Genomic DNA, 13505 nt, shown 5'->3' on the forward strand with positions numbered 1-13505 from the left:
TTTTTTCTCCGAGTACAGGTTGTTCCATGCATTGCGCGCTTTATGACGCTGGCCGCTGCCGTTCATGTCAGTGGCTGGAGAAACCCTATCCACAGCAGGTCAGCGATAAGCAGGCGCGGCTTGCTCAGCTGCTTGCAGCGATGCCGGTCAGCGACTGGCGGCGTCCGGTGACGTCGGCGGAGCAGGGGTTTCGCAATAAGGCCAAAATGGTCGTCAGCGGCAGCGTGGAGCGCCCGGTTTTTGGTCTGGTGGCACCTGACGGCGAACCGGTCGATCTCTGCGCCTGTCCGCTCTATCCCGCCAGCTTTGCGCCGGTGTTTGCGCTGCTCAAACCCTTTATCGCCCGTGCCGGTCTTACGCCTTACAGCGTGACGCGCAGGCGCGGCGAACTGAAGTTTCTGCTGCTGACAGAAAGCAGCGAGGGCGGCATGATGCTGCGTTTTGTGCTGCGTTCAGCCAGTAAGGTGCCGCAGCTGCAGGCGGCACTGCCGTGGCTGCAGCAGCAGCTGCCGCAGCTGAAGGTGATCTCTGCCAATATACAGCCGGTACATATGGCGATTCTGGAGGGGGAGGAAGAGATTGCGCTCACCGCGCAGCAGGCGCTGCCGGAACGCTTTAACCAGGTACCGCTTTATATCCGTCCGCAAAGCTTTTTCCAGACCAACCCGCAGGTGGCGGCCGCGCTTTACGCCACCGCGCGCGACTGGGTAGCGGAGCTGGACGTGACCAGTATGTGGGATCTTTTTTGCGGCGTGGGTGGATTTGGCCTGCACTGCGCCACCCCGGAGATGACGCTGACGGGCATTGAAATCAGCTCTGAAGCGATAGCCTGTGCGCAGCAATCGGCGCAGCAGCTGGGGCTGGAGAAGGTGCACTTTGCCGCTCTGGATTCCACCCGTTTCGCTACCTCACGGGAAGATGTCCCGCAGCTGGTGCTGGTTAATCCGCCGCGCCGCGGCATTGGCAGCGAGCTGTGCGACTATTTAAGCAACATGGCTCCGGCTTTTATTCTTTACTCCAGCTGCAATCCTGCCACCCTGGCGCAGGATATTGCCCGGCTTAGTGATTACAACATACAAAAAGTGCAGCTGTTTGATATGTTCCCGCACACTGCTCATTTTGAAGTGTTATGTCTGCTGACGCGTAACGATCGGGCGCGTGCTGCATAACGCAGCACGCGCTGAGAAGAGAAATTACTCAGGGAACCACTTCTGGTTGATCTGCTGCCAGCTGCCGTCAGCTTTCAGAGCCGCCAGCGCGGTATTGAACTCATTCAGCAGGTCACTGTTACCCTTACGCACGGCAATACCCAGCCCGTTGCCAAAGTATCCGGCATCGGTCACGTGCTCGCCCACGGTAGTGAGATCCTCATTGGCTTTCAGCCACTGACTGACCACGGCGCTGTCGCCAAATACGCCATTGAGGCGGCCGTTTTTCAGGTCGAGAATCGCATTCTGATAGCTGTCATACGCGACCGCTACCACGTCCGGATGCTTTTCAGTCAGATATTTCTGGTGAGTGGTGCCGTTCTCTACGCCGATACGCTTGCCTTTCAGCTGGCTGAAATCGCTGAACTCTCCTTTACGGGCAATGACGATAGCGGAGTTGGCATAGTAAGGCTGGCTGAAATCGACCTGCTTACTGCGCTCGGCGGTAATATCCATACCGGAAATCACCGCATCATAACGGCGGAACTTCAGTGACGGGATCAGGCTGTCAAACGCATTATTTGTGAACGTGCACTCCGCTTTGATTTTTGCACAGAGCGCTTTCGCCAGATCGATATCAAAGCCCACAATCTGATTGTCGTGATCCAGTGATTCAAACGGCGGATAGGTAGCGGAAACGGCAAAACGTATTTTTTCAGCTGCATAAGCATTCACAGTAACCGCAGCGAGCGCTGCGGCGATAATCCATTTTTTCATCATGTCATTCTCATAAGCAAGCCAGAAGCGGAATGCGTGACACAATGCCATTGAATGAATTTTTATGCAATTATTTTGGATAAGTAAGGCTTTGTAATGGGCGGCTGCTCTGACGCCGGCATGGCGCACAAGCAACCGCTCCGGTGGCGATTAGCTGCGCTGCTCAAATACCAGTGCGCGTTTCTCTATCAGCCGCATCAGCAGCGTCAGCGCGCCGTTAACCACCAGATAGATCAGACCCGCCGCCGCATACACCGTAACGTCATAGGTGCGTCCGTAGAGCATCTGACCGTGGCCCATCACTTCCATCAGCGTAATGGTGTAGGCCAGCGAGGTGCTTTTAAACACCAGCACCACCTCGTTGGAATAGGAGGAGAGGGCGCGCTTAAACGCATAGGGTAGCAAAATACGCAGCGTATCTTTGCGGTTCATGCCGAGCGCGGCGCATGACTGCCACTGACCCGCCGGAATAGCGCGTACCGCACCATAAAATAGCTGGGTGGTGTAGGCGGCGCTGTTGAGCGAAAGCGCCAGCATCGCGCACAGCCAGGGCTGCGACAGCAGATGCCAGAGCCAGGGTACGCTCTGAATAGCGGGAAACTGGCCTGGCCCGTAGTAGATCAGGAAAATCTGCACCAGCAGGGGAGTACCGGTAAACAGCGTGATATAGCCTCTTACCAGCAGGCTGGCGACCGGGACTTTCAGCGCCAGCACGACAGTACAGAGCAGCGACAGCAGCAGCGCGGCCGCCAGTGAGGCCAGCGTCAGCGTTAAGCTGGTATGCAGACCTTTTAACAGTTCGGGTAAATAGTCGAGCATGCGTCAGGCTCCCCGCTCAAAACGCGTGGTGCGTAGTTCAATACGGCGTAAAATCGCCTGACTGAAGAGCGTAATCAACAGATAGATAGCGGCAGCCACCAGATACCAGGTAAAAGGTTCCTGCGTACGCGTAGCGATACTTTTCGTCTGCAGCATCAGGTCGTTAACGCTAATCAGCGACACCAGCGCCGTATCTTTCAGCAGCACCAGCCACTGGTTGCCGAGGCCCGGCAGCGCATGTCGCCACATTTGCGGCATAATCAGCCGGAAAAAGATGGCAGACTTTTTCATCCCCAGCGCCTGACCAGATTCCCACTGGCCTGCCGGTACTGCTTTCAGCGCACCGCGCAGCGTCTGTGATGCATAGGCGGAATAGAGCATAGCCAGCGCAATCACCCCGCAGAGAAACGGGCTGACATCAAAGTTCTCAATCTGCAGCTGCACCGGAATAGTCACCAGGCCCAGATTAAGACTGAAACCGTCAGAGAGCGTCAGCAGCAGCTGTGAGGCACCAAAATAGATAAAAAGGACGACCAGGATTTCCGGCAGACCGCGGATCAGCGTGACCAGCACGGTGCCGACCCACGCCAGCGGTTTTATGCGCAGCGACTCCCAGCCAGCAAACAGCATTGCCAGCACAAGGCCGGCGATCAGCGCACAAACAGCAAGGCCGACGGTTATCCCGGCGGCACTTGCAAGTGAGATCATTTCATTCATCAGAGATTACTGCTGGAACCATTTGCTGTAGATAGTCTTGTAGGTGCCGTCAGCTTTGATCTTATCCAGTGCCGCGTTGAACTTACCCTGCAGTTCAGCGTTGCCCTGACGCACGGCGATGCCCAGGCCGGTGCCAAAGTAATCTTTATCCGTGACCTTTTCACCCAGCGGTGCCAGCGTTGCGTTCTGCTTCAGCCATTCATTGACCACGGCGGTATCACCAAAGACGGCATCGATGCGGCCATTTTTCAGATCCAGTACGGCGTTCTGATAACTGTCGTAAGGCACGATAGTAATATCGCTATGCTTGTCAGTCAGGAACTTCTGGTGGGTGGTACCGTTTTGTACGCCGACGCGCTTGCCTTTAAGGGCAGCAACATCAGCCAGCTTGCCTTTCTGCGCAATAAAGGTGGCAGAGTTATCGTAGTAAGGCTTGCTGAACAGCACCTGCTTTTCACGTTCCGGCGTGATGTCCATACCGGCCATTACCGCGTCAAAACGGCGGAATTTCAGGCTGGGGATCAGGCTGTCGAACGCCTGATTAGTAAAGGTGCAGGTCGCATCCATCTCTTTGCAAAGGGCGTTAGCGAGATCGACATCGAATCCCTGAATTTTGTTCTCAGCGTCAACGAATTCAAACGGCGGATAAGAGGCTTCGGTAGCGAAACGCAGCGTCTGTGCAGCGGAAGCGCTCAGGCTCAGCGTGGTGAGCAGGGCAGCAAGTACAACTTTTTTCATTATTAGCATCCTGACTTAGTGCGAAAGATAGTGTGCAAACGCATCGGTTTGCGGCTGTGTAAAGCGGCTGGCATCACCCTGTTCAATGATGTGACCATTCTCCATATAGACCACGCGGCTGGCGGTTTTGCGCGCCACTTCTACCTCGTGGGTCACAATAACCTGCGTGATCTGCGTCTGTGCCAGTTCACGAATAATCGTCACGATCTGCGCGGTAATTTCCGGATCGAGCGCGGCGGTGGGCTCATCGAACAGCAGCACCTGCGGCTCCATCATCAGCGCGCGGGCAATCGCCACGCGCTGCTGCTGACCACCGGAGAGGTGCAGCGGAAAACGATCGGCATAAGGCGTCAGGCGCAGGCGCTCCAGCAGCTTATCGGCACGCGCGCGCGCCGCCTCTTTTGTCAGGCCCAGCACCCGGCAGGGAGCCTCAGTGAGGTTTTGCATAACCGTCAGGTGGGGCCAGAGGTTATATTGCTGGAATACCATGCCGACGTTCTGGCGCAGCTCGCGAATCGCGCTGTCAGCAGGCGTTTTGGTAAAGTCAAACTGGTTGCCGGCAATCTGCAGCGTACCAGAACGCGGCAGCTCCAGCAGATTGAGTACGCGCAGGAGTGAGCTCTTCCCGGCACCGCTGGGACCGAGCAGCACCAGCGTCTCTCCCTGCGGACACTCCAGGTTGATGTCAGACAGCGCCTGATGGGCACCGTAAAAGCAGTTAATAGCGTTTAATTGAATACTCATGCGCGGAAAAATAGAGAGCAAATAGTGCCGCAAATCTTAACGTTCCCGGCATAGTTATGCAAATCGGGTGACTTAAAATTTATTAAACAGCGCATTACCCGCTCCGGTGCAGCAGAAAATTGTGCGGCCTGCATCAGGCGTGGTTTGCGCGACTTTCACGCCTGACGTTAACACCGGTCAGGGGCTCTCTACCGATGTGGCACCCTAATGTGTGAGCAGGATAACAAAAAAATGCGCTATTTTTTCTGCTCCAGCAGCTGGCTGAGTGAGCCGCCACCGGCATGCGGCCACGCTGCCATATAGCGCACATCCTGCACCACCCAGCACTCGCCTTCGCGGATCATCAGCACCTCATCGCGCCACTGTTTATCACCGCGTGTCAGCGTAACGCGTAGCGGGATATTTCGCGCATCGCGATTGGGGATCGAAGAGGCGTTGTCAACCTCAGCAGCATCCGGCCCCTGCGCCAGGCTGGAAAAGAGATCGCCCTGACGCCACTCTGCCGGCTGATTGCGTTTTTCCCGCGCCTGCAGCAGCGTCTGATAAAGATGATTGCTCAGATAAGGGCGATATCTGGCCAGCAGCGCAGGGTCAGGCAGGCCTGCTGAGGGTGCCTTCACGCGTAAATCATAAAACTGTTGCGCCACGCTATCCGGCCCGCCATCGATACAGGACGCACTGCGCGGGCCATTATCCCTGATAACCGGCTCTACGGTGGTACAGGCGCTCAGCAGCGTTGCTGCTGATGCCAGCAGTGCAAGGGCTTTGATTCTCATCTCCGGTTCCTTATTGTTCTGTGGCAAAGCATGGGTTTTAGCATAGAGTATAGTCGTGCTTTTTCAGCACCATGCGTGCGGGTTCCATCGACATCTTCAGGAGATAACCATGAAATTTTCGACGACACCAACTCTGGAAGGCCACAGCATTACTGAATACTGCGGCGTTGTGACCGGCGAGGCGATTTTGGGCGCCAATATTTTTCGCGATTTCTTCGCCGGTATCCGCGATATCGTAGGGGGCCGCTCAGGTGCCTATGAAAAAGAGCTGCGCAAGGCGCGGGAGATTGCGTTTAAGGAGCTGGGCGATCAGGCGAAAGCGCTGGGCGCTAACGCGGTAGTCGGTATCGATATCGATTACGAAACCGTGGGTAAAGACAGCAGTATGCTGATGGTCAGCGTCTCCGGCACCGCCGTTATCGTGCGCTAATGCGTTTACTGCTGGTTACAGCGATGGCGCTGCTGCTCAGCGCCTGTCACTCCTCAATGGAAGCGCGTCAGGGTTACTGGGCCGATACCACTCATCCGGCGCAGGGCGCGCGACCGCGCATTAAAGTTGTAGTGATCCACTACACCGCGGACGATTTCTCCTCTTCGCTGGCAACCCTGACCGATCGGCAGGTCAGCGCACACTATCTGATCCCGCGCCAGCCGCCGCAGAGATCGGGAAGGGGAGTGGTCTGGCAGCTGGTGCCGGAGCAGCAGCTTGCCTGGCATGCCGGGCCCAGTTTCTGGCGCGGTGCAACCCGGATTAATGACACGTCTGTAGGGATTGAGATAGTCAATGCAGGCTATCAGCGTACGCTAACCGGGCTAAGGTGGCAGCCTTATACAGCCGATCAAATCACCGTACTGGCGGCGCTGCTGCGCGATCTGCAGCAGCGTTACGCTATTGCGCCCGAAAATATCGTGGGCCACAGCGATATTGCGCCGCAGCGCAAGCAGGACCCGGGTCCGCTCTTTCCCTGGCAGCAGCTGGCCGCGCAGGGAAGCGGCGCCTGGCCCGATCCGGCGATTACTGCCCGTTATCTGGCGGGGCAGTCTGCCAGCAGCGTTGTAGATCCGCAGCCGCTGCTGACAGCGCTGCAGCAGTATGGCTATGACGTGGCGGGCGCGACAACGCCTGAGATGCAGCGCCGGCTGATTGCGGCCTTTCAGATGCACTTCCGCCCGCGCGACTACCGGGGCGTTGCTGACGCAGAGACGCTGGCGATAGCCCGGGCGCTGCTGGCACAGTATGGCGCAGCGCGCTAGCGGTCAGCCCGCTGACTGCAGAAACGCCTGCCAGCGTGCGACGACCTGCTGCAGATCGGCGCGGGACACATCGAGATGGGTCACCATGCGCGTCCGGGCGCCCACGCTGATAAGAATATCGGCGGCGTGCATCCAGCGCTGCAGCGCATCTGTCTGCTCTGGCGGAACCTGCACAAACAGCATGTTTGTCTGCTGGCTTATCACCTCCACACCCAGCGCGCGCAGCTGCTCTGCCAGCCACGCGGCGTTGTCATGATCCTCCTGCAGCCGGGTCACGTTGTGCTGCAGCGCATAGCGTCCGGCCGCCGCCAGAATGCCCGCCTGGCGCATACCGCCACCGGTCATTTTACGCCAGCGCCGCGCCTGCTCTATATAAGCGCTGTCGCCGCACAGCAGCGAGCCTACCGGCGTGCCCAGTCCCTTTGAGAGGCAGATAGTCAGCGTATCGCAGTAGCGTGCAATTTCTGCCAGCGTCACCTGCTGTGCCACCACGGCATTAAAGATACGTGCGCCATCAATATGCAGCGCCAGCCCGCGTTCGCGGGTAAAGTGCCACGCCTGCTCCAGATAGCTGAGCGGCAGTACTCTGCCGTGATGAGTATTTTCCAGACTCAGCAGGCGGGTGCGGGCAAAATGAATATCGTCCGGCTTAATCGCAGCGGCCACGTCCGCCAGCGGCAGGGTACCATCCTCCGCGGCAAGGATTGGCTGAGGCTGAATACTGCCCAGCACCGCCGCGCCCCCCGCTTCATATTTGTAGTTGTGCGCCTGCTGGCCAACGATATATTCATCGCCGCGCTGGCAGTGGCACAGCAGCGCCACCAGATTAGCCTGGGTGCCGGTAGGAAAGAACAGCGCGGCCGCTTTGCCGCTTGTCGCTGCCGCTTCGGCTTCCAGTGCATTGACCGTGGGATCGTCACGATAGACGTCATCTCCGGTGGCGGCGTTCATCATGGCGTCCAGCATCGCCGCACTCGGGCGGGTTACGGTATCACTGCGCAAATCGATCACGTGGCTCTCCTGAAAGAAAAAGCGGGCTGTTCGCCCGCATTATTGCCTGTCCGGCAGGAGCTTTGTTTTACCGCAGCCAGTTGGTTTTCGCCAGCTCGGTGATCTCATTGCCGCGTCCGTTGAGGATGGCGCGCAGCATATAGAGACTAAAGCCTTTTGCCTGCTCCGCTTTGATTTGCGGCGGCATCGACAGCTCCTCTTTAGCCGTATGCACATCCACCAGGACCGGGCCATCATGCGCAAAAGCCTGCTCCAGCGCCGCATTGAGATCTGACGCTTTTTCAACCCGGATACCTTTGATGCCGCAGGCGGCGGCAATCGCAGCAAAATCAGGATTTTCCAGGTCGGTGCCGTCGGTAAGATAACCGCCCGCTTTCATCTCCATTGCCACAAAGCCCAGCACGCTGTTGTTAAAAATCACCAGCTTAACCGGCAGTTTCAGCTGCGCTACCGAGATAAAGTCTCCCATCAGCATACTGAAGCCACCGTCGCCGCACAGCGCCACCACCTGACGCTCTCTGTTGATAGCCTGCGCACCCAGCGCCTGCGGCATCGCATTCGCCATAGAGCCGTGATTAAACGAGCCTAGCAGGCGCCGTTTGCCGTTCATCTGCAGATAGCGCGCCGCCCAGACGGTGGGCGTGCCGACATCGCAGGTAAAGATGGCGTCGTCAGCGGCGTAGCGGCTGATCTGCTGTGCCAGATACTGGGGATGGATCGCCTGGTTGTCGTTTGCGGTTGCCAGATCGTCCAGGCTCTTGCGGGCGTCAGCGTAGTGCTCCAGCGCACGATCGAGATGATGGCGATCGTCATGCACCTCAAGCTGCGGCAGCAGCGCCTGGATCGTGGCTTTAACGTCACCCACCAGCGGCATATCGACATGGCTGTGCGCCCCCAGGCTGCCGGGGTTGATATCGATCTGAATGATGCGGGCGCTGGCGGGGTAGAAGGCACGGTAGGGGAATTTCGTGCCGAGCAGGATCAGGGTGTCGGCATTCATCATGGCGTGATAGCCGGAAGAGAAACCAATCAGCCCGGTCATACCAACATCATACGGGTTGTCATATTCGATGTGTTCTTTGCCGCGCAGTGCGTGCACTACCGGCGCCTTAAGCCGTTCTGCCAGGGCGACAACTTCAGCATGGGCACCGGCGCAGCCGCTGCCGCACATCAGCGTAATATTGCCCGCGCCGTTAAGCGTTTCCGCCAGGGTAGCGAGCTCCGCTGCGGCCGGCACGACCTGTGGCAGCTGCGGCGGATACCATTCGCTGCGCGCACTTTTCGGGGCGGGCTGCAGCGCCACGTCACCCGGCAGGACAATCACAGAGACCCCGCGGTTGAGGATCGCTTTACGCATGGCGATGCCCAGAACCTGCGGCAGCTGCTCCGGATTAGAGACCAGCTCACAGTAGTGGCTGCATTCGCGAAACAGCTCCTGCGGATGCGTCTCCTGAAAATAGCCGCTGCCAATTTCGCTGGAAGGAATATGCGCGGCAATCGCCAGCACCGGCACATTGTTACGATGGCAGTCAAACAGCCCGTTAATCAGGTGCAGGTTACCGGGACCGCAGGAGCCGGCGCAGACCGCCAGCTCGCCGCTGATTTGCGCTTCTGCACCGGCGGCAAACGCGGCCACCTCTTCATGTCGCGTTGGCATCCATTCAATCGTACCCATGCGATTCAGGCTGTCACTCAGGCCGTTAAGCGAATCACCGGTTACGCCCCAGATACGTTTTACGCCTGCGCTCTCCAGCGTTTGTGCCAGCAGGGCGGCCACAGTTTGTTTCATCATTTGCTCCTTTCTGATGGGGGGCCATCTATGCTGATGGCAAAAATCTGTCAGTCAGAAAGCGTAGACGAAGCCGCTGCGCGCCAGCCGTGAAAAAGTGCGCTGCAGACCCGTCAGGCGGAAAAAAAGGCGATCAGCACCGGGGCCAGCAGGCTCATAATAAAGCCGTGCACGATGGCTGCAGGGACGATCTCCATGCCGCCGGCACGCTGCAGAATCGGCAGGGTGAAATCCATGGAGGTGGCACCGCTCAGGCCCAGCGTCATACTGCGGTGCCGGGTAATAAGCAGCGGGATCAGCATAATTGTGATCAGCTCACGCAGCAGATCGTTAAAGAACGCTGCGCTGCCGATAACGGGACCAAACGCGTCCGTCATCAGAATGCCGGAAAGCGAATACCAGCCAAAGCCGCTGGCCAGCGCGAGGCCGGTTTTGAGCGGCAGTCCAAGGCAGACAGCGGCGAGTGCGCCTCCGGCCAGTGCGCCAGCCAGCGACACGGCCGCCACCAGCGCACCCCGCCGGTTAAGCGTAATCTGCCGCAGCGTCATGCCGCTGCTGCGCAGCTGAACGCCCACCAGAAACAGCATCAGGATCAGGGCATATTCGCTGACGGTGGCCGCATGGCGCAGCGGAGCCCACTGCGTCAGGCCGAGCAGAAATCCGCCCAGCACCGAGCCGCACAGCTTGAGTGAGTCCAGCGCCATCGCGAGACGCGACGGCAGCGCCTGCGCTTTATGCTGATGCCGCCACGGCAGACGCTGCTCAAGCAGCCAGAACGCCAGCAGCGAACAGGCGAGAATCAAGAGACCAGAGATAAAAGCGGTATAAAAAATGGTGAGCAAATTCGTGCTGAGATTATCAAGAAATGCCAGGCTCACGCCCATAAAAAACAGAATGATATAGACCAGCGCACTGAGCAGCCGCGCCACCGCGCGTAGCAGTACCGGCTGCTGCAGATGCAGCAGATAACCAGCAATCAGCGGCAGCAGAATAATCATCAGACCATACATAGCGAACATCCGTCCGTGGGAAAAGGACGCCACGCTAATCAAAAAAGCGCACGCTGTAAATCACCGTCTGCGGATAATTTGCGCCTTGACCCATACGCCACCGTACACCATGCTCAGGCAACCTCTGTACAGGATAACCCTATGATTCTGGATCATATTGATATCAGCGGCTTTCGCGGCATTAATCAGCTCTCGCTGCCGCTTACGATGACGAATCTTCTGATAGGTGAAAACGCCTGGGGCAAATCAAGCCTGCTGGACGCGTTCTCACTCATGCTGGATCCGGCCAGCGCGCACGCCACCCTCAGCGAAGAGGATTTCCATTTCCCCGCCGCGGCCCCCGCGGCACGCTGGCGCACACTACAGATAGTGGTGCGCTTTCGCGCCTGTGAAGCAGAGCGGGAAAATACCCTGCTGCAGCCTTTCTGGCAGCATGATGAGCAGGGGAGTTATCTGCGCTTCAGTCTGCGGGCTACCTGCAAAGCAAACGGTGTGAAAAGCAGCTGGCGTTTCATTGACGCGCGTAATCAGCTGCTGGCAGCGGAGCCGACGGTGGCGGCGATAAGCTGGCTGCGGCAGCACCATCCGGTGCTGCGTTTACGCGATGCGCGGTTCGGACAGCGCCATCGGACGCATGAACCAGGCGGTGAGGGTCGGGATCCGGGTCTGCAGGCGCTGCAGAGCGTGTTACAGCAGCTCAATCGCGCGGCGGGCGGCCGGGCGGTGAGCGATGAGGTGCTGCTGCAGGGCGTACAGACAATGCAGCAGCTGATGGCGCACTATTTTCTCGTTCAGCAACCCGGCGTCAGTCACCCGCGAATGGCACCGGAACTGCGCGACGGCAGCGCAGGCTGGCAGGCGCTGGATGCGCTTAACCGGCTGCTGGCGGGGGCTAGTGCAGAGCATCGTCGCGAGGTGCAGCTGCGGCTGCTGGCACTGCTGCCCGGCAGCAATGCGCTGCCAGACGGCGCCCAGCCTGTTCTGCTGGTCGAGGATCCTGAAACCCGGCTGCACCCGATAATGCTTTCGGTTACCTGGAATTTACTGACGCTGCTGCCGCTGCAGCGGCTGGTCACCACCAATTCAGGTGAACTGGTTTCCCAGACGCCGCTGGAAAACCTCTGCCGTCTGGTGCGTGAAGCGAGCCGCGTAGCGGCGTGGCGTATCGGCGAAGCGGGGCTGAGCGCCGAGGATCATCGCCGCATCGCGTTTCATATTCGCGTTAATCGACCCGCCGCGCTGTTTGCCCGCTGCTGGCTGCTGGTAGAGGGCGAGACGGAGGTGTGGATCGTTAACGAGCTGGCGCGACAGCAGGGCGATCATTTTGCCGCAGAAGGGATCCGGGTGATCGAGTTTGCCCAGGCAGGCCTGAAGCCGCTGCTGAAATTTGCCCGGCGTATGGGAATTGCCTGGCACGTATTGACCGATGGCGATGAGGCAGGAAAGAAATATGCGGCGACCACCCGCAGCCAGCTGCTGACCCACGAAAAGGAAGAGGTGCACCTGACGCAGTTTCCGGCAGCTGACATTGAACACTTTCTCTATCAGCACGGATTCCGCGCGGTCTATCATCAGATGGCGCACCTGCCGTTAAACATTGCGATGACGCCACGGCGTATTATTACGCAGGCGATCCATCACAGCTCTAAGCCTGAGCTGGCCATTGCCGTGGCGCTGGCAGCCGGGGAGCGCGGCCCGCAGGCGATTCCGCCGCTGTTCAGAGCGCTTTTTAATCAGGTAAAAATGCTGGCACAGCGGCGTGCAGGATAGGATGAAAAGTAAAATGCCAGCGTTACCGGCTGGCATTTCAGGGGCGGAGTGGTCAGAATAACCGCGCGCTGCGCCGGTCAGGAATGCAGCGACGCCTCACAGGGGACAATCAGACTGGCATGGTTGCCTTTTGGCCCTTCGTGAACATCAAACTGAACGTGCTGACCCGCTTTAAGCGTTCTGTAACCCTCCATCTGAATGGTGGAGTAGTGCGCAAAGATGTCATCGCCACCGCCAACCGGACAAATAAAGCCGAAGCCCTTGGCGTTGTTGAACCATTTAACAGTACCCGTCTCCATGCTTTTACTTCCCTCGCAAGACATTCTGATAAGTAGGTGAGGTCATCGCAGCTGTGAGTCGCGGTTGTTTAAAACTCAATCAGCTTGTGCATGTAGAATGTAGAGAAACGGACCTTATCGTCAAGCAATCGACCCGGATGCATGGGCAGAAAATCACCAAAATTTGAGGCAGTTAACGCTATTGAGAATTTTGTGATACAGGTCGCGCATCTGCTTTTCGTACCGATAGCAGCGATAGCAAACCCGGCTTGACAGACGTGTTAAACTTCAGGTTAGTGCAGGCTAAAATGCATGACCGCAACGCAGAATTCCAATGGACGATTATGGCAAACACAAACGACTGGCTTAATTTTGAACACCTGGCCGAAGACAAAGTACGTGAAGGGTTAAAGCCGCCTTCAATGTATAAAGTCATCCTGAATAATGACGATTATACACCTATGGAATTTGTTATTGACGTTCTGCAAAAGTTCTTTTCTTATGATATTGAACGCGCCACGCAACTGATGCTGAAAGTTCACTATCATGGAAAGGCAGTCTGCGGTGTTTTCACCGCTGAAGTAGCAGAGACAAAAGCTGCGCAGGTGAACAACTATGCCAGAGAGAATCAACATCCTTTGCTGTGTACGCTGGAAAAAGCCTGAACCTGTCTC

At 57.7% G+C, this 13505-nt stretch carries 15 protein-coding genes; 5 read left to right on the forward strand and 10 right to left on the reverse strand.

Translation table 11 applies throughout. The features are described from left to right. Window positions 1-26 precede the first annotated feature (26 nt). The gene (gene rlmC, locus C1Y41_RS02175; RefSeq protein WP_104084712.1) at window positions 27-1169 is read left to right on the forward strand and encodes a 23S rRNA (uracil(747)-C(5))-methyltransferase RlmC; all 1143 of its coding nucleotides are present in this window, start codon (window positions 27-29) and stop codon (window positions 1167-1169) included. Between the two features lie 24 nt (window positions 1170-1193). Here rlmC and artJ (C1Y41_RS02180) read toward each other — a convergent pair whose 3' ends face one another. The 6 genes from artJ (C1Y41_RS02180) to C1Y41_RS02205 form a co-directional block, all read right to left on the reverse strand. Beyond that, window positions 1194-1925 carry an arginine ABC transporter substrate-binding protein gene (artJ, locus tag C1Y41_RS02180; protein ID WP_039383495.1) on the reverse strand — a complete coding sequence of 244 codons (732 nt, stop codon included), beginning with the start codon at window positions 1923-1925 and terminating at the stop codon, window positions 1194-1196. Window positions 1926-2075: 150 nt separating this feature from the next. Continuing rightward, complete coding sequence (artM, locus tag C1Y41_RS02185) at window positions 2076-2744, reverse strand: arginine ABC transporter permease ArtM (RefSeq protein WP_094111973.1); 669 nt, start codon at window positions 2742-2744, stop codon at window positions 2076-2078. A 3-nt stretch (window positions 2745-2747) separates the two neighbouring features. Further along, window positions 2748-3461, reverse strand: a complete 714-nt coding sequence (artQ, locus tag C1Y41_RS02190; RefSeq protein ID WP_071668669.1) for an arginine ABC transporter permease ArtQ — start codon at window positions 3459-3461, stop codon at window positions 2748-2750. A 6-nt stretch (window positions 3462-3467) separates the two neighbouring features. Continuing rightward, entirely contained in the window at window positions 3468-4199 is a 732-nt protein-coding gene (artJ, locus tag C1Y41_RS02195) for an arginine ABC transporter substrate-binding protein (protein ID WP_071668670.1), read from the reverse strand. Between the two features lie 15 nt (window positions 4200-4214). Continuing rightward, window positions 4215-4943, reverse strand: coding sequence for an arginine ABC transporter ATP-binding protein ArtP (artP, locus tag C1Y41_RS02200; protein ID WP_039383501.1), 729 nt, complete (start codon window positions 4941-4943; stop codon window positions 4215-4217). 236 nt (window positions 4944-5179) lie between these two features. Then, entirely contained in the window at window positions 5180-5719 is a 540-nt protein-coding gene (locus C1Y41_RS02205) for a lipoprotein (protein ID WP_104084713.1), read from the reverse strand. A 109-nt stretch (window positions 5720-5828) separates the two neighbouring features. Between C1Y41_RS02205 and C1Y41_RS02210 the strand changes: the two genes are divergently transcribed. Together C1Y41_RS02210 and C1Y41_RS02215 are read left to right on the forward strand one after the other, a co-directional pair. Then, window positions 5829-6149, forward strand: a complete 321-nt coding sequence (locus tag C1Y41_RS02210; RefSeq protein ID WP_039383506.1) for a heavy metal-binding domain-containing protein — start codon at window positions 5829-5831, stop codon at window positions 6147-6149. Continuing rightward, a complete protein-coding gene (locus C1Y41_RS02215; protein WP_104084714.1) occupies window positions 6149-6973 on the forward strand; it encodes an N-acetylmuramoyl-L-alanine amidase in 825 nt (274 codons plus the stop codon). Before C1Y41_RS02210 ends, C1Y41_RS02215 begins: the two co-directional genes overlap by 1 nt. Before the next feature lie 3 nt (window positions 6974-6976). On the opposite strand, the gene ltaE is transcribed toward C1Y41_RS02215, so the two are convergent. The 3 genes from ltaE to C1Y41_RS02230 all read right to left on the reverse strand — a co-directional run bounded on the left by ltaE (window position 6977) and on the right by C1Y41_RS02230 (window position 10783). Further along, complete coding sequence (gene ltaE, locus C1Y41_RS02220; protein WP_104084715.1) at window positions 6977-7984, reverse strand: low-specificity L-threonine aldolase; 1008 nt, start codon at window positions 7982-7984, stop codon at window positions 6977-6979. Window positions 7985-8051: 67 nt separating this feature from the next. Then, window positions 8052-9773, reverse strand: a complete 1722-nt coding sequence (gene poxB, locus C1Y41_RS02225) for a ubiquinone-dependent pyruvate dehydrogenase (protein WP_104084716.1) — start codon at window positions 9771-9773, stop codon at window positions 8052-8054. 113 nt (window positions 9774-9886) lie between these two features. Continuing rightward, window positions 9887-10783, reverse strand: a complete 897-nt coding sequence (locus tag C1Y41_RS02230) for a lysine exporter LysO family protein (protein WP_071668675.1) — start codon at window positions 10781-10783, stop codon at window positions 9887-9889. 141 nt (window positions 10784-10924) lie between these two features. Between C1Y41_RS02230 and C1Y41_RS02235 the strand changes: the two genes are divergently transcribed. Continuing rightward, window positions 10925-12553 (forward strand): ATP-dependent endonuclease, encoded by a 1629-nt coding sequence (locus C1Y41_RS02235; RefSeq protein ID WP_104084717.1) that lies wholly within the window; start codon window positions 10925-10927, stop codon window positions 12551-12553. Window positions 12554-12630: 77 nt separating this feature from the next. Here the strand turns inward: C1Y41_RS02235 and cspD are convergent, their stop codons facing one another. Continuing rightward, complete coding sequence (cspD, locus tag C1Y41_RS02240) at window positions 12631-12852, reverse strand: cold shock-like protein CspD (RefSeq protein WP_071668677.1); 222 nt, start codon at window positions 12850-12852, stop codon at window positions 12631-12633. A gap of 323 nt (window positions 12853-13175) precedes the next feature. Between cspD and clpS the strand changes: the two genes are divergently transcribed. Next, entirely contained in the window at window positions 13176-13496 is a 321-nt protein-coding gene (gene clpS, locus C1Y41_RS02245) for an ATP-dependent Clp protease adapter ClpS (protein ID WP_039385772.1), read from the forward strand. Window positions 13497-13505: the final 9 nt, after the last annotated feature.

Source organism: Pantoea sp. ICBG 1758 (assembly GCF_002928325.1).
In the GTDB taxonomy this organism is placed as follows: domain Bacteria; phylum Pseudomonadota; class Gammaproteobacteria; order Enterobacterales; family Enterobacteriaceae; genus Pantoea; species Pantoea eucrina.